The following is a 20,571-nucleotide window of genomic DNA, read 5'->3' as shown; positions in this document are numbered from 1 at the left end:
AAATGTATAAAAATGAAAAAATCACGGCTAAATTGCCGTGATTTTTTCATTTTCATTGATTAATCCAATCAAAATACTCCCATTATCGATTGGAAACCCATTTCCGCTATATCGACAAATACTATCAAAAAGGACTTTCCGCCTCGGGTGAAAAACCTTACGATGGATTCCTGCTGTTCAAAATGTTGCTCATCGGGATGTGGAACAACCTATCGGATGTCAATAGGATCATTATTCATCAAGGCGTAAAGGTAGATGCCAGCTAATGATAGTACATTGATTGTTGACATTTTCGTTGAGCCTCTTTATTATCCCTGACAGGTTGCTCTCCAGCAGAGCCTGTTTCTGTTTATAAAGATGAGACAAAGAAAATGCTATTTAAATTCAAATCAAAATTTGGTGAAAAATTAGAGCCTAAAAAATGTCCATTAGAAACAATCGTCTAAAAAATACCTAATTTTTGTCCATTATACTTCAAAATATAAAGTTTTTATCGGGCTTTTCGGGCTTTTTCGTTACGTTCAATTTTATGTTTGGGACGCGTCCATTTTGGATTTTCACCCAAGGCCACAAATTCTGAGTCTTCAGCTTCTACGGTTTTAGGTTGTGCGTGTTTTTCAAAAGGTTTTTGTGTGCGCAATCCTAACATTTCGAACATCATCATATCTTCATTGATATTCGGATTTGGGGTAGTCAGCAACTTATCACCGGCAAAAATAGAGTTCGCTCCTGCAAAAAAGCACATTGCTTGTCCTTCACGGCTCATTTGGGTTCTTCCTGCCGAAAGACGCACTTGAGTTTCTGGCATTACGATACGAGTGGTAGCAATCATCCGAATCATTTCCCAGATTTCAACAGGTTTTTGGTCTTCCATTGGGGTTCCCTCTACGGCAACCAAGGCATTTATGGGAACTGATTCAGGTTGCGGATTAAGGGTAGAGAGCGCTACAAGCATTCCAGCACGGTCTTCTAATGATTCCCCCATACCGATAATACCCCCACTACAAACAGTAATGTTTGTTTTTCGTACGTTTTCAATGGTTTGCAATCGGTCTTCGTAACCTCGCGTTGAGATGACTTCCTTGTAGTATTCTTCCGAAGTATCTAAATTATGATTATAGGCATAAAGCCCCGCTTCGGCAAGTCGTTTGGCTTGATTTTCAGTAATCATTCCTAAGGTACAGCATACCTCCATATTAAGTTTGTTGATGGTTCGCACCATTTCGAGAACTTGGTCAAATTCGGGACCGTCTTTTACATTACGCCACGCCGCTCCCATACATACTCTTGATGCACCTGATGACTTGGCTCTGAGGGCTTGTGCCTTAACGTGCGAAACGGTCATCATTTCTTCAACTTCCACCCCTGTGTGGTATCGGGCTGCTTGTGGGCAATAACCACAATCTTCTGAACATCCACCTGTTTTTATGGAAAGTAAGGTGGATACTTGTACCGTGTTGGGGTCGTGATGTTTACGATGTACTGTGGCTGCTTCATAAAGCAAATCCATCAAGGGTTTATTATAAATAGCGATAATTTCTTCTTTTGTCCAATTGTGTCGAGCTTCACTCATAAAATTTAATTTTTCTGATGATGCGTTTATGCATCCACTGATTTACAAACACGCAAAAGTAATAAAAATAAATGATTATTTTGCAGTTTTTAACCCAGTCAAAAGCAAATAAAAACTATGCTACATTCCTGTGCGTATAGCATCTACCGGATTTAAACGCGATGCCGAAAGTGCAGGTAATATGCCTGATATTAGCCCAATAACTACCGAAACACTTGAGCCTAATAAAATATTTTTGACAGACAATACAAAGGTAAAATCCTCCACTAAGCCCGAAGCAATCAGTGTGCCTATCCAAACGAAAAATAGCCCAAAAATACCACCAATGAACGCCAAAAGCACAGCTTCAAACAAAAATTGAAACAAAATAAACTGATTTTTAGCTCCTAATGATTTTTGTATTCCGATAAGATGGGTGCGCTCTTTCACGCTTACAAACATAATATTGGCAATACCGAAACCACCCACTAGAATAGAAAACCCGCCAATAATCCATCCCATTAGGTTCATCATTCCAATGGTTTGGTCAATCATCTCGGTGAATGTAGACATTTTATTGATGAAAAAATTGTTGATTTCTTCGGGTTTTAAGCCTCTATGTTTTCTAAGTCGCTGCGCAATAGCGTCTTCAAACTCTTGCGGATTTGTCCCTTTTTTGGGTTTTACCACGATTCCGCTGGGAACTCCCTGTGTTCCTGTGTTTATAAATTTTCTAACAAAAGTAGCAAGTACAAATACTTTTTCGTCATTTTCACTAACTGAGCCGTATTTTTTCAGAACCCCAATAACTACCATTTTCTTGCCCAAATAACGCACTTCTTTGCCTATGGGGTCTTCATTTTCAAAAAGTTGCTTAGCAATGTGATGCCCTAAAACGATAACAGGATTGCCTGAATTGGATTCCGATTCACTTGCTAATCGTCCTTTTTCAACCTTAATGTCTTCAATTTCCGATATCTCCGAAGTAGCTACACTTGCAAAAACGTTTTCAATGGTTTTTCCTTCATATTTTATGGAAGATTCTACACCAAAAATGGTATAAGCTGCCGTTCCAACGTTGGGTACTTCTTTTCGAATAAATTCATATTCGCTATAAGTAACTTGAGGGAAATTAAGTCGTTGCCAGCGTGGTACATCTGTGGGGCCAAAGGAAAATTTTGAGATATACATTGCATTTTTGTCCAATCCAGATAAATTTTCTTGTATGTTCCGATTGAGCGAATCCACTGCCGAAAGCACCGAAATGATTGAAAAAATACCCACAGTAACCCCAAGTAAGGACAAAAACGTACGAAGTTTGTTATCACGAAGGGCTTTTATCGCAAAATTGAAACTTTCCTTAAAGAGTTGGATATAAATAAACATAAGATGTTAACAAAATATTTTTGATTTACCGTCGGATTTAGCACAAAAAAATTATTTTTGTAGCTTCAAATGTAAGACTTTTTTCGATGAAATTCACAAAACAAGCAAAAACTGCACTGATTTCCGTATTTGACAAAACTGGATTAGAGCCCATCATCAAGAAGATGAGTGAATTAGGGGTTGAAATATATTCCACAGGAGGCACCGAAACCTTTATAAAAAGCTTAGGGGTTGATGTTATTCCCGTAGAGGCGGTTACCGATTATCCTTCCATTTTGGGTGGACGTGTAAAGACCCTTCATCCCAAAATTTTCGGGGGTATTTTGAACAGACAAGATAACCAGAATGATTTGGCAGAAATGGCTCAATACGCCATTCCGCAATTAGATATTGTCATCGTGGATTTGTATCCGTTTGAAAAAACAGTGGCAAGCGGTGCCGTAGAGCAGGATATTATTGAGAAAATTGATATCGGTGGAATTTCACTAATTCGTGCTGCTGCCAAAAACTTTAAAGATGTGCTCTGTGTGGCTTCGGTGGAGCAATATCCTGAGTTGCTTGATATATTGGAAAATCAAGCAGGAAAGACTTCTTTAGAGCAACGTAAACGATTTGCAGCCAAAGGCTTTCAAGTTTCTTCGCATTACGATACGGCAATTTTCAACTATTTCAATCAAACCGAAGAAATAACAGCTTTGAAAATTAGCGAGAACCAAAGTCAGCCTTTGCGTTATGGTGAAAATCCGCATCAAAAAGGGGTTTTCTACGGAAATTTAGAAGGATTGTTTGAAAAAGTGCACGGCAAAGAACTGTCGTATAATAATTTACTTGATGTAGATGCCGCTGTAAACTTGATGAGTGAATTTATTGGTGATGCCCCTACTTTTGCCATTTTAAAGCACAATAATGCTTGTGGTGTAGCTACCCGAAATACGCTTCAAGAGGCTTACGCAGCAGCTTTGGCAGGAGATCCTGTTTCTGCTTTTGGAGGAATTCTAATTGCTAACAGCCAAATTGATTTACAAACAGCAAACGATATGAATTCCCTTTTCTTTGAGGTGGTTATCGCACCCTCGTATAGCGACGAAGCCTTAGCCGTATTAAAACAGAAGAAAAACCGAATCATCTTGGTGCAAAAAACAACAACTTTGCCCGAAACTTCAGTGCGCAGTTGCTTGAACGGATTTTTAGTGCAAGATAAGGATTTAAAAACTGACTCCATATCCGATATTCAGTATGTTACTGATAAAAAGCCTACGCAAGAAACGTTAGAAGACTTGTTTTTTGCTTCAAAAATAGGCAAACATACAAAATCTAACACTGTTGTTTTGGCTAAAAATAGACAACTTATTGCCAGTGGAACGGGGCAAACCAGCCGTGTAGATGCTCTAAAACAAGCTATTGAAAAAGCAAAAGCATTTGAGTTTGATTTGAATGAAGCCGTAATGGCAAGTGATGCATTTTTCCCTTTCCCTGACTGTGTAGAAATTGCTCATAAGGCTGGAATTCGTGCCGTAATACAACCTGGGGGGTCTATCAAAGACGAACTTAGCATTGATTATTGCAATGCCAATGGTATGGAAATGGTCTTTACTGGAATCCGTCATTTCAAACACTAAAAACATCATAAAATAAAAACAATATTTGGTCATATTTTGTTTTTTACCTACTTTTGAGGCAGATACAAAATCATTTTAACACAACAACTTACTAATTGACAAATTTTTTAAATTAACAACATAAAAACAATGGGTTTTTTTGATTTCTTAACAGAAGAAATAGCCATAGATTTAGGTACAGCCAATACGCTCATTATTCATAGGGATAAAGTGGTGGTAGATAGTCCCTCTATCGTGGCACAAAATAGAGGTACGGGAAAAATCATTGCCGTAGGTAAAGAAGCACGATTGATGCAAGGTAAAACTCACGAGAATATCAAAACCATTCGTCCGCTTAAAGACGGAGTTATCGCTGATTTTGAGGCTTCAGAGCAGATGATTAGTTTGCTTATTAAGAGTATTCCAGCGCTTAAAAAACGCTTTTTTTCTCCGTCACTACGTATGGTAGTTTGTATTCCTTCGGGAATTACCGAGGTGGAAATGAGAGCCGTAAAGGAGTCTTGTGAACGAGTAAACGGAAAGGAAATTTATTTGGTTCACGAACCTATGGCTGCCGCCATTGGTATCGGGCTTGATATTATGCAGCCCAAAGGAAATATGATTATTGATATTGGAGGAGGTACCACAGAAATTGCTATTATTGCCTTAGGAGGTATTGTTTGCGACAAATCAGTGAAAATTGCAGGCGATATTTTTACCTCTGATATTGTTTACTATATGCGTACACAACACAATTTGTATATTGGTGAGAGTACTGCCGAAAATATAAAAATAAGCGTGGGGGCTGCCACTGAAGATCTTGATAATCCGCCAGATAATATGGATGTGCAAGGGCGTGACCTGCTCACAGGAAAACCCAAACAAGTAGAAGTTTCCTACCGAGAAATTGTTAAGGCATTGGATAAATCTATCCTTCGTATTGAAGATGCCATAATGGAAACCTTATCGCAAACTCCACCCGAGTTAGCCGCGGATATTTACAATACAGGGATTTATATGGCAGGAGGAGGTTCAATGCTACGTGGGTTGGATAAGCGTATTACCGCTAGAACAGACCTGCCCGTATGTGTGGCTGAAGACCCTCTTCGAGCGGTGGTAAGAGGTACGGGCATTACTCTAAAAAATATAGAAAAATTCCGAAGCGTTTTAATAAAATAAACACCCAATCATTAAAATCATTTATTCTGAAAGCGAAAAATTATGCAGCAAATCATATCCTTTTTCATCAAACGGAAAGACTTTTTTGTGTTTTTGCTGCTTTTTGCTTTTGCTTTGAAGCTCATTTTCAATAGTAACCTATATCAGCAGAGTACTTTCATTAACTCGTCAAATCGTATCAGTGGCGTATTCTATGGTTTTACCGACCATTGGAGGGCTTATTTCAACTTGCGTGAGCAAAACGAAATTTTAACCCAAGAGAATGAGACCCTTAGGAACGAGATAGCGGCATTAAAACACCATTTTTCACAAGGAGCTTCTTCCGATAGTATTGCTTTTTTAAATACCGATTTTACTTTCACAAAGACTAAAGTGATAAAAAACAGTGTTTTACTCCATAAAAATTATCTTACCTTAAATCGAGGGGAAAAACACCAAATTACTCAAGATATGGGGGTTATTTCTTCAAAAGGTTTGGTAGGTATTGTTGAAAACACTTCTGAAAATTTCGCTACAGTACAAAGCGTTTTGAACTTAAAATCAAGTCTTAATGCGGAAGTAAAGAAAACTAAACATTTCGGTTCTTTACGATGGAATGGCGATAAAATCAATATTGTACAATTGACCGATATTCCCAACATTGCCCCTATAGCTATTGGCGACACCATAATTACGGGCGGAATGTCAAAAATTTTCCCTAAGGGAATTCCTATCGGAAAAATAATCCGTTTTGAGAATAGCAAGGAAGATAATTCTTATGTTATTGATGTAGAATTGTTTACTGATATGTCAAACGTGGAGTATGTTTACATCATTTCAAACAAAAATAAGGAAGAAATCATCAATTTAGAGCGTCAAACCGATGAATAATACGTGGCTAAAAAATAGCATTTCTTTTGTTGTCTTGGTTTTGATACAAGCCTTGATATTCAACCATATTGATTTTCTTGGTTATATCAACCCAATGATTTATTTGCTATTTATCATTCAAGCTCCATATAAACCCAATCGTACTCCGTTTTTGTTAGCGTCTTTTTTAATGGGATTATCAATAGATATTTTCTCTGATACGGGTGGAATACACGCCGCAAGTAGCGTTTTTGTAGCTTATATCCGAACTTTTGCATTAACTGTTGCGTTTGGTAAAAATTTTGAGTATCAACCACTTAAATTATCAAACCATCCGTTTGGAAAAGTGTTCACTTATGTTTCTATTCTGATTATTACGCATCATACTTTATTTTATTTTTTAGAAATTTTCAATTTTAATCATTTACTTACTACCTTTGTAAAAGCTGTTTTGGCTTCAATAATAAGTATTATCGTTTGTTTATCAGCACTTTATTTATTTAGTAGTAAGAAATTATGAGAAAATATTTCTTATTTAGTATAATTGTACTAACCACTATTGCATTCATTATTAGGCTTGTATATTTGCAAGTGGTGCTACATAATGATTTTTCAGCACCTAATGATGATGTTGCCGTTGAGCTTGTGTATGATTACCCAGAACGAGGTTACATTTATGACCGCAATGGTGAATTACTGGTAGCCAATCAACCTGCTTATGATGTGATGGTTATCCCTAGAGAAGTCAAGGTTTTAGATACTTTAGAGTTTTGTAATTTACTTTCCATAACTAAAGAAAATTTTATAGAGCGGTTACAAAAAGCCAGAAAACATTCACCCATCAAACCTTCGGTGTTTATCAATCAACTTTCCAATTCGGAGTATGCAGTTTTACAAGAAAAACTTCGTAAATTTAATGGTTTTTATATTCAAAAACGATTTTTACGTCAGTATTTAACGCATCACGGAGGAAATATATTTGGTTTTATCAGCGAAGTAAATCAAAACGACTTGGCAAAAAACACGTACTATCAATCGGGAGAACTCATCGGGAAGACAGGAGTGGAGCAGCAATACGAAGATTTTTTACGTGGCAAAAAGGGGGTTCGTTATTTGCAAAAAGACCGTTTCAATCGGGTTATAGGCAAATATAAAGAAGGAATTTTAGATACACTATCAGTCAGTGGGCAATCTTTGCAACTGACCATAGATATTGCTTTACAGGCTTATGGAGAAACACTAATGCAGAAAAAACGAGGCGGAATCGTTGCTATAGAACCCAAAACGGGTGAGATTTTGGCTCTCATATCTGCTCCTACGTTTGACCCTAATTTACTTGTAGGGCGACAACGTTCCAAAAATTATGCCGAGTTGTATAACGACTCAATTGCCAAACCCTTGTACGACCGCTCCTTACTTGCTGAATATCCGCCTGGCTCTCCTTTTAAGGTAGTTAATGCTCTTATTGGTTTGGAGGAAAAAATAATTACACCTCATAGCGTTTTTCCTTGCTCTGGCGGATATCGATACGGAAGCCGTATTATGCGTTGCCACTGCAATCGTGGAAGTAACGATTTGATTCACGGTATTGCTTTTTCGTGTAATGCTTATTTTGCAAATTCTTACCGAAGAAGCATTGAGAAGTATCCCAAACCCAGTGTGGGTATGGATGTATGGAGTAAACACGTAAAAAGCTTTGGATTAGGTGATTATTTGGGGTCTGACTTTGCTACAGGACGTCCTGGTAAAGTTCCTGATACCAAATTGTATAACCGTCAGTATGGTGAAAATCGTTGGGGAGCTACTTTTAATATTTCTAATGGTATTGGGCAAGGCGAACTGCTTACCACTCCTATACAATTGGCTAACGTAATGGCTGCAGTAGCAAACCGAGGATATTTTTACACGCCTCATATTGTAAAGAAAATAAACAATGAAGTAACTCCATTTACTGAATTTACCATAGCTAAGCAAACTACCATAAGTAAGGAACACTTTGAACCCGTCATTCAGGGAATGAACAAGGCCTACGAGGAAGGAACTGCCCGTTGGACACAGATAGAAGGCATTAACATTGCTGCCAAAACAGGAACCGCCGAAAATTTCGTGCGGGTAAATGGGAAGCGTATGCAACTCACTGACCACTCAATATTTGTGGCTATAGCTCCTATTGAAGATCCTAAAATTGTTATCGCTGTATTCGTAGAAAATGGATACTATGGCGCGCGTGTTGCCGCACCAATTGCTTCACTGATGATTGAAAAATATCTTTTAGGCGAGGTCAAACGCACTGATTTAGAAAAACGAATGCTTGAAAAAAGTTTAGAAGACGAATATGCGAAACCGTATAGCGGTAAACCTTTCAGCATCAATCAATAAAAATAGTTATGAAACAAAACGTATTAAAGAATTTGGATTGGATTTGTATCATCTGCTATTTGCTTTTGGTAACCATCGGGTGGATTACTATTTACTCTACTACCGTTACTGACCCACAAGCAAGTGTTTTCAATCTTAATTTTTTCTACGGAAAGCAATTACTTTTCATCGGATTGAGTGTTTTGTTGATTATCTTTATTTTAGCGGTAGATTCAAAGTTTTTTGAAAATTTTTCGACAGTATTCTATATCGTTAGCCTTGTATTATTAGCAGGGTTGTTTCTCTTTGGAAAGAAGATAAATGGTTCGCTTTCGTGGTATGCCATTGGACCGATTACCTTCCAACCCAGCGAATTTGCTAAAGTAGCTACAGCCTTATTTTTTGCTAAGTATTTGAGCAATATTCATACCGATATTAGTCGCACCAAAGATTTGGTATACGCGGTTTTAATATTGGCTATTCCTGGCGGACTTATTATCTTACAGCCCGATGCGGGGAGCTTATTGGTTTTCTTTTCTTTGATTTTTGTGCTTCATCGTGAGGGAATGTCTTTGAGCTTGTTGTTCTATTTGTTATTGGGCGGACTTGTTTTCGTCACTACATTAAAATTCGGGATACCTATTACGTTACTGATTTCGGCTATTGGTGTTACCCTTTATGTGCTTCTGATAAAAAAACGCACCAAAAAAATACCTTTTTTCAATGCTTCAATTGTAACAGCCATTTGTGTAATCACCACCCTTGCAACGCCTTTTGTTTTTGATTCGGTTATGAAACAGCATCATCGTAACCGATTTAGTCTTTGGTTAAGTTTGGAAGACGACCCTGTAAAATTGGCTGCAATGCGACGTGATTTCGGATATAACTCTTATATGTCCGAGTCGGCGATGACTGCTGGCGGAATTTACGGAAAAGGATTTTTAGAAGGCACACGTACCAAAGGCGGTTTCGTGCCAGAGCAACATACCGACTACATATTCACTTCATTGGGTGAGGAGTGGGGGCTTATTGGCACAATTAGTGTGGTGCTACTTTTTAGCTTCTTACTTCTACGCCTGATTGTTTTGGCGGAGAAACAGCGCTCTAATTTTAGTCGAATTTACGGCTATTGTGTGGCTTCTATTTTATTCATTCATTTTTTAGTGAATATCGGAATGGTTATTGGTTTGATACCTACTATTGGGATTCCCTTGCCTTTTTTTAGCTATGGCGGTTCTGGGCTCTGGGCATTTACCATACTTTTGTTTATTTTCTTACGATTGGATGCTAATCGCATTCACGATTGGATCAATTAAACTTCTTGAAAGGGGATTTTCGGATTGAAAATTTCAAGCAAAAGTTTTTCGGTAACGGTTTTATATTCTTGAATAACTGCCTCAGAGATGTTATAATCTTTCTCCCCTCTGGAAATTTTGGTGTGGAATCTTACCAATCCTTCATTGAGTCTTTTGAAAGAAAAATTACTAGCCCAAATGTTCTTGACCTCTGTGCTTTGGTAGTACATAAAGGCGTAGGTGAGTAGCTGAAAGGCTTTGCTGTATTTGAAATCAGTAATGAGCAAATCCCAATTGGTAACTCCCAGATTCTGGGCGCTTACTGCTCCTGTTTTATAGTCTATAATATGTAGTATTCCGTTACGAAGCTCTACCCGATCTACAATTCCTTTGATATTAACTGGAAAAGGTAAATGTTCAGAATCAAAAGGAACTTTAAGTTGTACCTCCAAATCAAGTACTTTAATTGAGGTTCCGTTTTCAATCTCTGCTATTTCTTTGTCCAAGAAACGATGAAGATATTCGAGAATTACATTGTAAATCAGTAGGTTTTTACCTTGTTTATATTCCGAGGATTTTAATTTTTCCTGAAAATATTTATCTACTGTATTGGATACTAATGATTTCATTGTCAGAATATCCTTCTTAGTCAGTACTTTATGCAGTACGGGTTTATAAAGGGCTTCCAGAGTAGCGTGTACAATATCGCCAAAGGTACGAGCTTCAACGGTTTCTTCCACATCGCGCTCTTCATATACTTGCAATACATTTTGCTTGTAAAAGATTAACGGATTGAGTACATAATTAGTTAATGCAGAGGGCGATAGTCCGTTCTCTGCCATAGCTTTAAGGCGCTGCATTACTTGTTCATCTTTTTGCACTTTTATCAGCGTGTTTACCACAGGATAAACCTCTGGCGCCTTAATTTGGTGTATTACCTGATGTTTATCTATTCGTTGTGCTAAAAGTTGTAACACAAATCGGCTTTTTTCTTTACCATTGAGAGCATTACTATTCATATCATAAAACAAATCAATGGTTTTGGCTCGTTGTAACAAACGATAAAAATGATAGCTAAAAATAGCATCACGCTCCTTATAGGTGGGTAATCCTAAAGCGATTTTAACATCGTAAGGAATGAACGAATTTCCCCTTCTCCCAGAAGGAAGCACACCTTCATTGACTGAGGCTATAATTACGTTTTCAAAATCAAGGTTTCTGCTTTCCAGCACTCCCATAAGTTGTAGTCCTTCTAAGGGTTTACCTACAAAATCAAGTTTGCTTTTTTGAAGAACATCTAAATAAAAGTGATAAAGTGTTTTTACCGAATCAATATATCCGTATTGTTCTTGTAATAGTTTTAATTGGTTGAAAAGTTGGTAGAAACGATACAAATATTCTAAAAGTAAAATATGCTTACGTTTTTCAAATTCTACTTCCGATTTGATAAGGTAAATAATGTTTAAGCAATTATTTATCAATTTATTAACTAACTCTGTTTCATTATGCTGAATTAAAATAAAGGAGACTTTTTGTTCCGAGAAAAAAGTAAGCATTTTCTCACGAGTCAAATAGCTAATATTATTCTCATTGATGTATTTTAAAAATGCAGCTTTGGGTTGCGCTGGAAAAATATGCTGTAAAAAGGGCTGATTTATAAAGTTAATGATGTCTTTATAGTAAAAATTTTTTGATAGATACAGACGAAAATAAGCTGTAAACAAATCATTTACAGGTGTATATTGCAAAGGATACCCCATAGTAATATTCATAGGGATTTCTAATTTTACCGACTGCAAAACGGGCATCAGCAGGTTTTCATCTGCTAAAATGAGTGCTGTATTTTCCAGTTGTTCTGCCTTTACGCCTTGTAACATTTCACCTATGGCGTGCGCTTGGTTTACCCCATTGGGTAAACCAGTAATGGAAATGGTTTTGGGTTGTAAATAGTCGTTGCCCAGCCATTTGGGTTTTCTATTTTCATAATATTTCCATTTTTTGATGTATTTTCGGATGAATAACCCAGCGTCGTGTTGTTCATCCTCAATGAAATAATAGTCAATGTCCCAATATATTTGAGAAATATCGTCGGCTAAAATGGCTTGTATTACGCGTTGTTCAGCGGTAGAAAGAGCGTTAAAACCAGCAAAGACATATTTTTTATTCGGATTTTTTTGCAGAAAATCAGGGAGATTTTCTACAGCCTTTTTGGCTATAAATCCAGAATATCCCTTTTTTTGTTGGGTTAGTTTTTCTTGAAGTGCAAAATAATAATCGCCTAGAGTATTCCAAAATTTTAAGTGTTCTTTTTGGGCATCGGTCAAGTCATCGGCACCTGACCAGTGTTCGGCTTCCTTAATAGCATTGATATATGGGAAAATCTTGTTTGGATTAACCAAATATTGATCAATTTCATTAAAATCGCTAAGTAGTGTTTGTCCCCAACTTACAAAGGTTTCAAAATTGTTAGGTTCTGTTTTACAGGTGTCTAGATAGGTTTGATAGAATTCAAAAAGCAAGGGTAGAGCATCTAACCGCTGTATGGCTGAAATACGTACCATAAGCTCTTGTATGGTCAAAAATTCAGGAGCGATACTTGCCGATGTAATACATTGAGCTACATATTTTTTCAAAAACAGAGCGGCACGTTTACCTGGAACAACAAAAATAAGATTTTCAAAATCAGCCGAATGCTGACTTATTGCCTCTTGGGCAACTGCCTTTAAAAAAGAATTTTCCATAAACCAAATCCAATAATCACAAGGCAAGATACTTTTTTTATCTCAAATATTACTTCATATTGATAAAAAATAGTTTAAAGATATCAGATTATATTTTGAAAAGATTGATTTATAAATCATTTTAAGAGAAATAGATGAAATAGAGAAGTAAAATATGGGGTCAAAATACAAAATAAGGGAGTTTTTTGCTCCCTTATTTTGTAAAAAATTATTCTATATTCTTTATAAATTATCTTTTGCCGAGTCCGTCAACAGTATCTTTATTTAGTACTTCCCATTCATTTGCAGCGGCATTAGCCCAATCGGTATTTCCTTTTTTAACGCTTACTTTTCGGCGTAGTGTTTTGTCAGCTGTGGCTTTTGGGGTTCCGGCAACTTCCCAGACGACGGCTGGTTGTTCACCTACCTTACCGATAACGTCAATAACGGTGTTTTCGTGCAGAAGTTCAAGGGCATCATCTCCATTGTAATTGCAAACATCGTTAGCATATGCAGTAACTCCATTAGGTAAAGTCAGTTTTGCATTACTATTCTTAATGACCAAAGTGGCTCCTACAGCCAACTTTTCAACTCCTGTTGCGTTTAAAATCAAAGTGTTGGTAGCTTGTGTTTTTCCGTTGGTGTACAATTTTATGCTATATTTTGAAAGGTCAATTTCTTTATCGGTGCCATTGTAAATTTCAAGATATTTATTGCTTGAAGAACCTTCTATATACTCACTAAAGAATACACCTCCTTGTGTTCCAGAATTTCCGCCAGAGTTTCCACCTCCGTTGTTGTTGCCATTACAATCGGTATAATTGGCGGTGAAATTTAAATCATTTGTGGTGCGTATAACTAATTGTACTGTGTTTTTAAATACTGATAAATTACCAGTGATGCTTCCTCTTTTGTCGCTCACTTTTTCATTGGCAAAAACAGCGTCTTTTGTGGTATAAAGAGTCAGTTCTTTAGTACAATTGGTAAGCCATTGGCTACCTTTATCATCTCCGTATTTAGCATTTTTGTTTTTGAATTGTACATCACTTATGGTAACTAATTGGCTTTCAAAATTTCCTGATAGGGCTTGTTCTAATGTGATAGTTTTGGCAGTAACAGCTTTTGTTCCTACTTTTTTGGTTTTATCTTCGGTAATTCCACTGATTTGAAGTAAGTTATTGAATTTTGAGAGTTTGAGGTCTTTAAGTAAAACCTCAATTTCATCACCTACAGCAAAATTATGGGCAGCATTAAAACGTAATGCAATTCCAGCCGTTTCATCTTGTGCAAAGGCATTTTTATCGTTTATGTTTTTGGCAGTTTTATCCGAAGTGATAACGACTTTCATTTTCCAATTATCCGTAATGGTTACATCAGATGCGGTGTAAAGAGTGCGAATTTCTTGAACCGTTTTTAAGGTTACCTCATCGGGGTTAGGATTAGGGGTAGGCGTTGTATTGCTTTCTCCTACATAAACACTCTCAACATCAATAGTTGTTGATATTTTAGCTTGGCTGGTGTAAACAAAAGCCACATAAATATCGCCTTTGGGTAACGCTAATGAAACTTCTTCGTATTTATTATCGTAAGAACCTGCATTATTGATGATTGCATCAATTTCGTTAGCTCCGATAGTAGTCCAAGTGGCTGCTTCCGGATTGTTGCCTCCATCGTAATTCTGGCTATATTTAATCGTTAGCGGATTTCCGTTTTTATGAGCATCGGCAATTTTAGCTTTCAAAACGTAGTTATCTACAGTAATATTTAGTTTTGGCGTTACTAACCAGGTAGTTACATTGGTAACTGGTTTGTCTTTTACAAAGGCGGTCATACGCATATAATGTGTACCTTTGTATTCTTTTTTCTCCCATTTGCGTTCGCCTTTGGTGGTAATTATTTTCCATCCTTCAGAGGTAGGGTCTTTTTCAAAATTCTGATTATATGGGAATTGTGAAATTACCACATTGTTGTCGTTCCCGTTGTTATTGTCTGAATTTCCTACTACTTTAATGTCTGTAATGTTGTTAATTAAAAATTGATAGTTGCTTCCGAATTTGGTAAGTATTCCAGTAATGTCTAATTTTCCAGCAGGAACGGTTTCATTGATAAATTTGGCATAACGGCTTGTTCTGAATTTCACGGTTTCTCCTTTGTCATCTGTAAGGGTGTAATCAGTGCCTTGTCGTTCATCATTTTCTTTAATGTGGAATTTTTTACCAATATCAGTTTTTGAGAAAGAAACGCCTTTTAAAGTAATGAGTTGCCCCAAGCTGCCGTCATTTTTTACCGATTTTACTTCGGTAATATCCTTGTTAAGTTCAGTTTGAGGTTTTGGTGTTTCCTGCAAATTGAATACGTGTTTTTTGTAAACCGATACAGGCATTTTACCAACACTTTTTCTGCTACCTAATGTGTGTATTTGATAGCCTACCTCCAAAATACCATTGTTGATTTGCGTGGTAAGTCCTTTCAAGCGTATTTGCACCTTAGCTCCGATAGGGAAATCAGCATAAATCCCTGATTTTCTAATAGCTATCGCTATAGCTTGAGTTTTGGCTTCATTTTGTAAGTATATTTTTTCATAAAAATTTCCACCCTCGTCGCTTGAAACTACGTATCCTTGAAAGGCTTCGTTATTAGCATACTCGGTTACTTCTGCTGTAGCAGTACCGATAACTTTTGTAAAATCAACTATTTTTCCGTCAAAAGTAGGGACGGTTTCCTTCAAATCAGGAAGTTCGTAATCTGTATCTTTTACACAAGACACCGCAGTGGCAAGTGTCAGTAAAAATACACCGATAACCGATATTAATCTTTTTAGGTTCATATTTTTAAAATAATTTAGGTTTCTGTTTATAAATGATTTATAGGCTTAAAGCCAAGTTTACAAAATAGGTTCTTCCGTAACCTACGAAATATCTGGGACCAAACGAAGGAGTGCCTTGGGCTCGGTCTTGTGCTAAACCTTCATAAGTTGCTTTTCTGGATTGTTCAAATCCTCCAGAGACAAACTCTTGCCCCAATACGTTGTTTATTCCTGCAAATAAGCTGATGTATTTTCCTTTAACTCGCCACGATTTTCCTCCGATGACATTCATCAAAAACACATCGTCTAAACGCTCCTGTTTTAGTAGTTCACGAGCCAAATCCTTATCAATATTCGTAAAATTGCTTTTTGTTTTAGGGTCGATAAAAAATAGCGGACTACGGTTAATTGCCGAAAGCGATACGTAATTACGTGCTAAAAAGTTTCCTGTTGCTGCCACCCACCAATATTTTGGGCTCCGATATTCAACTCCCAAAGAATATGCTTGTTGCGGACCACTGGCGACACGATAGTTTTTTAAAGCTACCTTATCCACTGAGCGTATCCCGATTTCTCCAGAAGACATTACCATACTAGGGTTGTTGGCATAAGTGTGTTGACCTACTGCAGCTACTGCTGTTACTTTTACCGTAGGAACGATTTGTGCTTCTAAGCCAAATTCCAACCCAAAGTGGCGTTTTTTAATTCCTTCGATGGTTTGTGATAGAAATTCGCTGGTTACATCTTCAGCCAAAGAAGCTTCGGTGAAGAAGAAATTCGTTTCGGAAGTGTTTTCGATTTGAGCGAAATACCCTGTAAGGCGTGATTTTACGTAAGGCATACGTAAGATATAGCTTCCATCGGCGCTATAAACCGTTTCGTTTTTCAAATTAGGAAGCAATCGGTTCGAATTGCGTATGTTAGCAAAGGTATTTCGCACAGCTTGAGGGGTGTTTATGTACCCTGTGTTGAACTGTAGCAGATGCCTTCCAGTAATGGCATAAGTAAATCCGGCTTTGGTACTTACCCCATTAAAAATAGGTTTTTCTCCTTTCCCAAAGGAATCTTTGTAAAGCGGATAGTTAAATTTTCCTTCACGTTCGTATTCGGTGTAGTGGTATCTGCCCGATACAAAGAAGTTGAGTTTATTGAAATCGAATTCAAGTTGCGTGTAGGCTTCCCCAACGTGCGAGGTCAGTCCGTAGAAATAGCTCCATTTATCGCCCTTGCCCTTGTTTAGGTTAGGGTCATTCACATCGTAAGGAGTACTGGTGAAATAATCGTAATTGGTAAAGAATTTTCCTCCGAGCAAATCGTCAATTTGGGCGTAATTATCCGAATAGATATTTCGATAGGTAGCCCCTAATCGCCAAGTAATTCTTTCGTGTAATGGTGTAGAAAAATTGATATTTCCAGTAAATGTACGCTCTTGGTTTACATCATTACTCAAGATAAAGATACTTCTTGAATCGGTAGCGTTTGCATTGGCTCGGTAAAGTGAAGCCCAGTCTAACTGTTTGTTTTCCAAAAAGTATGTTTTTTGTAAGTCTGCCAAATGCTGATTGGGTCCAGAGGTTTGATTCAGGTAATAACTTGGTAAGTTACGGTAATAATTCGGTTCGGGGTTTTGCCCATTACCATAACTAATTCGAGTGTTGCCTAAAGTTCCGAATTGGTAACCCAAATTCACATCCAAACGTGTGTTTTCTTTTTCATAATTATACGATAAGATAAAAATGGGTTCAGAAACAATTTTATTTCTTGAATTTCGGATATCTCCGTTTTGATAACCCCACATTGGGTTGTAATCATATCCAGCAAGGTCAATAACTTCTCGCGTTAAGGGTGAGGATTTTCCGCGACGATTTGGGGTAAACATCGCTACCAAATTTAAACTGTTTTGCGGATTGATTTCGTACTCAACTGCTCCGAAAACCGAGTAAGCATTGTAAAGCGTTCCGTCAACATATCCTCCACTGGGTGCCCATCGGCGTGAAGCTGAAATGGTGTATGCTAATCCGCTTTCATTCATTCCAGAATTGTATGTAGCCATTCCTCTACCTGTATAGCTGGCAGTGGCTACTGAGGCTGACAATCGAAGCCCAGGTCGGTTTAAAGACGGACGGATGTTGATGTAATTCGAACCAAAAGCTCCGCCGAAAGTATAGTCAGAGGGGTTTAACCCCACGCTAAGTTCTTGATTTCGGGTAACGTCATTAAGTCCGCCCCAATTGCTCCATTGAGCTCTTCCGTTTTCGATACGATTCATCGGGATGCCGTTAATCATCACTGTAGCGTCTTTGGAGTCGAATCCGCGAGGTTTGAAGAAAACTGCACCGAAATCAAAGGCAGCGCGTCGCATAAAAATATCTTGTGAACTTTGTAATAAGCCCGACATCATATCAGCACTGCTTTCATCATCTTCTAAATCCGTTTCAGAAATCACCACCAATTGTTGTTCAGCATCACGGATTAAGTCGGCTTCCAAATAAACGGTCGGAAACTCCGTTCTTAAACCAGACGACACCTCGGCAATCATTTTCTTTTCCACATATCCTTTCTTGAAAAAGATCAAGACGTGTTTGCCTTGTGAGAGTTGTAGGGAAAACCCCCCTTGATTGTCGGTAAAAACTTCCGATTGCGTATCTTGTGCCAACACGCGAACTCCTGCAAGTGGCGTTTTAATACGGGCATCAAGCACTTTTCCTTCCACAACAGACTGAGCCTGAGATTGAAAAGATAGTATTGCCACAAATAAAAAACATACTATTCGATACATATTATTTTGATTTTTTAAAATGCTCACAAAAATATTCTAAAAAAATGATTTTCATTTTATCATTTTATTAACTTATGATGAAAAACAATTTATTTGTATTTAGTCTTAATTTGGTGTAATTTTATTTCATCTTCTGTTTTCATCTTTGCGTAAATATGCTTACCTTCGCAAACACGCTCAATGCAAAGCATTTTTATTTTAAGATTCAGATATTCAATACAAAATAAAATTTGGCTTGTTTTTTGAGTGTATTCATTTCAAAAGAATAAACCATTAACCTTAATTAGTGTATAAAGATATGAAAAAAATAACGTATTTCCTATTTTTAATGGTGTTAAATTTTAATCTGATCACCTTACAAGCACAAGAAAAAAAATATATGGTGCGTACCGTGGCATTTTATAACGTAGAAAACCTTTTTGATACCATCAACGACCCGCTGAAGTTTGATGACGATCGTACCCCAGAAGGGGCTGACCGATGGACTTCAAAGGTGTACAACGATCACGTGGACAAAATTGCCAAAGTAATCTCGGAAATTGGCAGTGATATTACCCGACAAGCTCCTGATATTGTGGGGCTTTGTGAGATTGAAAATCAAGATGTTATTGTTGATTTAATCAATACTGAGCATTTGCGCAAATACGATTATGGGATTGTACATTACGACTCTCCTGATGCAAGGGGTGTTGATGTAGCACTGATTTACAAAAAAGGTATTTTTAAACCCATTTCCACTTCTAAACATCCGTTGGTTATTTTTGATGCCGATGGCAAACGTCGTTACACGCGAGACCAATTACTCGTCAGCGGAATGTTAGATGGTGAATTGGTGCATTTTATTGTAAATCACTGGCCTTCACGTAGTGGGGGGGAAGCCGTTAGTCGTCCCAAACGAGAAGCTGCAGCAGCCCTAAATCGTAAAATCATTGATTCGCTACAAAAAACAGATGCACAAGCCAAGATTTTAAGTATGGGCGATTTTAATGACGATGCTACCAATTCCAGCTTTAAAAAAGTACTCAAAACCGAGGGGAAGAAAAATAAAGTGGCTCAAGGTGGTCTTTTTAATCCTATGGAAGAAATGCTTAAAAAAGGAATGGGTACATTGGCCTATCAAGATGGGTGGAACTTATTTGACCAAATTTATTTTACCCAAGAGCTACTCAAAGAAGATAAAACTTCTTTCAGATACTGGAAGGCAGGAATTTTTAATAAACCCTATTTGGCAAATCCGAAAGGAAAATATAAAGGATATCCTTTTAGAAGTATGTCTAACGGAAGATACACTTGGGGGTATTCCGATCACTTTCCAGTATATCTGTATTTAATTCGTGAACACCAATAGAGCACACAGCTATTTGTAAAGGTTTGCTGTTTTTGTTTTCTGAAAACAAAAAATAGGATTATATTTGTCCTAAATCACTTAAAATTATGCTTATGTTCAGTCAGAATGCCTTTAAGATATTTGATGAAAGTATTGAAAAGTACCATATATTAGATGATGTTTACCAGCCTTTTGCTAATCCGTATCCTTCTGATTCGGTAGAGCATTTGCTGTATCGGAAAAATTGGATAGATACTGTGCAATGGCATTACGAAGATATTATTAGAGACCCGCAGATTGACCCTGTGGCTGCTCTGGATTTGAAACGTAAAATTGATGCTTCCAATCAAGATCGTACCGATACCGTGGAGTACATCGATAGCTATTTTTTGCATAAATACAAAGATGTGAAACCTCTTCAGGGGGCTACTATCAATACCGAAAGCCCCGCGTGGGCAGTAGATAGACTCTCTATCCTCGCTTTGAAAATATATCATATGCGTGAAGAAGTGCAACGCCCTGATGCCACTGAGGCACATCGTGAGGCTTGTCAAAAAAAATTAGATGTGCTTTTGGAGCAGAAACAAGACCTTTCACAGGCATTAGACCAACTCTTGCAGGATATTTCGCAGGGTAAAAAATATATGAAGGTGTACAAGCAAATGAAAATGTACAACGACGAGGAACTAAATCCTGTTTTGAGAAAAAAATAGTCGGAATAG

At 37.4% G+C, this 20,571-nt stretch carries 14 protein-coding genes; 9 read left to right on the top strand and 5 right to left on the bottom strand.

The window, feature by feature from the left end; translation table 11 throughout:
• Positions 1-89 precede the first annotated feature (89 nt).
• Positions 90-266: a hypothetical protein gene (locus tag CGC47_RS10825; RefSeq protein WP_162532811.1), complete on the top strand. Its 177-nt coding sequence runs from the start codon at positions 90-92 to the stop codon at positions 264-266.
• A 224-nt stretch (positions 267-490) separates the two neighbouring features.
• Here the strand turns inward: CGC47_RS10825 and bioB are convergent, their stop codons facing one another.
• Together bioB and CGC47_RS06185 are read right to left on the bottom strand one after the other, a co-directional pair.
• Positions 491-1,573: a biotin synthase BioB gene (gene bioB, locus CGC47_RS06190; RefSeq protein WP_013998458.1), complete on the bottom strand. Its 1,083-nt coding sequence runs from the start codon at positions 1,571-1,573 to the stop codon at positions 491-493.
• Between the two features lie 120 nt (positions 1,574-1,693).
• Positions 1,694-2,938, bottom strand: coding sequence for an ABC transporter permease (locus CGC47_RS06185; RefSeq protein ID WP_042002296.1), 1,245 nt, complete (start codon positions 2,936-2,938; stop codon positions 1,694-1,696).
• A gap of 86 nt (positions 2,939-3,024) precedes the next feature.
• Here CGC47_RS06185 and purH point away from each other — a divergent pair, with 86 nt between their 5' ends.
• From purH to rodA, 6 genes are all read left to right on the top strand, one after another.
• Positions 3,025-4,557, top strand: coding sequence for a bifunctional phosphoribosylaminoimidazolecarboxamide formyltransferase/IMP cyclohydrolase (purH, locus tag CGC47_RS06180; protein ID WP_095900125.1), 1,533 nt, complete (start codon positions 3,025-3,027; stop codon positions 4,555-4,557).
• 129 nt (positions 4,558-4,686) lie between these two features.
• Positions 4,687-5,715: a rod shape-determining protein gene (locus tag CGC47_RS06175; protein WP_013998264.1), complete on the top strand. Its 1,029-nt coding sequence runs from the start codon at positions 4,687-4,689 to the stop codon at positions 5,713-5,715.
• Positions 5,716-5,757: 42 nt separating this feature from the next.
• A complete protein-coding gene (mreC, locus tag CGC47_RS06170) occupies positions 5,758-6,585 on the top strand; it encodes a rod shape-determining protein MreC (RefSeq protein WP_095900124.1) in 828 nt (275 codons plus the stop codon).
• Complete coding sequence (locus CGC47_RS06165; protein WP_013998262.1) at positions 6,578-7,084, top strand: hypothetical protein; 507 nt, start codon at positions 6,578-6,580, stop codon at positions 7,082-7,084. Before mreC ends, CGC47_RS06165 begins: the two co-directional genes overlap by 8 nt.
• Positions 7,081-8,943 carry a penicillin-binding protein 2 gene (gene mrdA / locus CGC47_RS06160; RefSeq protein WP_041913688.1) on the top strand — a complete coding sequence of 621 codons (1,863 nt, stop codon included), beginning with the start codon at positions 7,081-7,083 and terminating at the stop codon, positions 8,941-8,943. Before CGC47_RS06165 ends, mrdA begins: the two co-directional genes overlap by 4 nt.
• An 8-nt stretch (positions 8,944-8,951) precedes the next feature.
• Positions 8,952-10,238, top strand: coding sequence for a rod shape-determining protein RodA (rodA, locus tag CGC47_RS06155; protein ID WP_013998260.1), 1,287 nt, complete (start codon positions 8,952-8,954; stop codon positions 10,236-10,238).
• Here rodA and CGC47_RS06150 read toward each other — a convergent pair.
• The 3 genes from CGC47_RS06150 to CGC47_RS06140 form a co-directional block, all read right to left on the bottom strand.
• Positions 10,235-12,958, bottom strand: coding sequence for a PD-(D/E)XK nuclease family protein (locus CGC47_RS06150; protein ID WP_095900123.1), 2,724 nt, complete (start codon positions 12,956-12,958; stop codon positions 10,235-10,237). The two genes, rodA and CGC47_RS06150, sit on opposite strands and share 4 nt — an antisense overlap.
• A 229-nt stretch (positions 12,959-13,187) precedes the next feature.
• Positions 13,188-15,764, bottom strand: coding sequence for a DUF5689 domain-containing protein (locus CGC47_RS06145; RefSeq protein ID WP_052456204.1), 2,577 nt, complete (start codon positions 15,762-15,764; stop codon positions 13,188-13,190).
• Positions 15,765-15,801: 37 nt separating this feature from the next.
• Positions 15,802-18,522, bottom strand: coding sequence for a TonB-dependent receptor (locus tag CGC47_RS06140; protein WP_042002287.1), 2,721 nt, complete (start codon positions 18,520-18,522; stop codon positions 15,802-15,804).
• Between the two features lie 328 nt (positions 18,523-18,850).
• Between CGC47_RS06140 and CGC47_RS06135 the strand changes: the two genes are divergently transcribed.
• Both CGC47_RS06135 and CGC47_RS06130 read left to right on the top strand, forming a co-directional pair.
• Positions 18,851-19,870, top strand: coding sequence for an endonuclease/exonuclease/phosphatase family protein (locus tag CGC47_RS06135; protein WP_095900122.1), 1,020 nt, complete (start codon positions 18,851-18,853; stop codon positions 19,868-19,870).
• A gap of 92 nt (positions 19,871-19,962) precedes the next feature.
• Positions 19,963-20,562, top strand: coding sequence for a DUF4254 domain-containing protein (locus CGC47_RS06130; RefSeq protein ID WP_042002282.1), 600 nt, complete (start codon positions 19,963-19,965; stop codon positions 20,560-20,562).
• Positions 20,563-20,571 lie beyond the last annotated feature (9 nt).

Source organism: Capnocytophaga canimorsus (assembly GCF_002302565.1).
In the GTDB taxonomy this organism is placed as follows: Bacteria; Bacteroidota; Bacteroidia; order Flavobacteriales; family Flavobacteriaceae; genus Capnocytophaga; species Capnocytophaga canimorsus.
Note: the sequence above shows the minus strand (reverse complement) of the source record. Positions and strands in the feature narration are given on the sequence as shown.

Excerpts from the sequence above, each read along its gene's own strand:
- mreC (WP_095900124.1), top strand. The coding sequence starts at position 5,758 with ATGCAGCAAATCATATCCTTTTTCATCAAACGGAAAGACTTTTTTGTG.
- purH (WP_095900125.1), top strand. The coding sequence starts at position 3,025 with ATGAAATTCACAAAACAAGCAAAAACTGCACTGATTTCCGTATTTGAC.
- bioB (WP_013998458.1), bottom strand. The coding sequence starts at position 1,573 with ATGAGTGAAGCTCGACACAATTGGACAAAAGAAGAAATTATCGCTATT.
- rodA (WP_013998260.1), top strand. The coding sequence starts at position 8,952 with ATGAAACAAAACGTATTAAAGAATTTGGATTGGATTTGTATCATCTGC.
- mrdA (WP_041913688.1), top strand. The coding sequence starts at position 7,081 with ATGAGAAAATATTTCTTATTTAGTATAATTGTACTAACCACTATTGCA.
- CGC47_RS06175 (WP_013998264.1), top strand. The coding sequence starts at position 4,687 with ATGGGTTTTTTTGATTTCTTAACAGAAGAAATAGCCATAGATTTAGGT.
- CGC47_RS06145 (WP_052456204.1), bottom strand. The coding sequence starts at position 15,764 with ATGAACCTAAAAAGATTAATATCGGTTATCGGTGTATTTTTACTGACA.
- CGC47_RS06130 (WP_042002282.1), top strand. The coding sequence starts at position 19,963 with ATGTTCAGTCAGAATGCCTTTAAGATATTTGATGAAAGTATTGAAAAG.
- CGC47_RS06135 (WP_095900122.1), top strand. The coding sequence starts at position 18,851 with ATGGTGTTAAATTTTAATCTGATCACCTTACAAGCACAAGAAAAAAAA.
- CGC47_RS06150 (WP_095900123.1), bottom strand. The coding sequence starts at position 12,958 with ATGGAAAATTCTTTTTTAAAGGCAGTTGCCCAAGAGGCAATAAGTCAG.
- CGC47_RS06165 (WP_013998262.1), top strand. The coding sequence starts at position 6,578 with ATGAATAATACGTGGCTAAAAAATAGCATTTCTTTTGTTGTCTTGGTT.
- CGC47_RS06185 (WP_042002296.1), bottom strand. The coding sequence starts at position 2,938 with ATGTTTATTTATATCCAACTCTTTAAGGAAAGTTTCAATTTTGCGATA.
- CGC47_RS06140 (WP_042002287.1), bottom strand. The coding sequence starts at position 18,522 with ATGTATCGAATAGTATGTTTTTTATTTGTGGCAATACTATCTTTTCAA.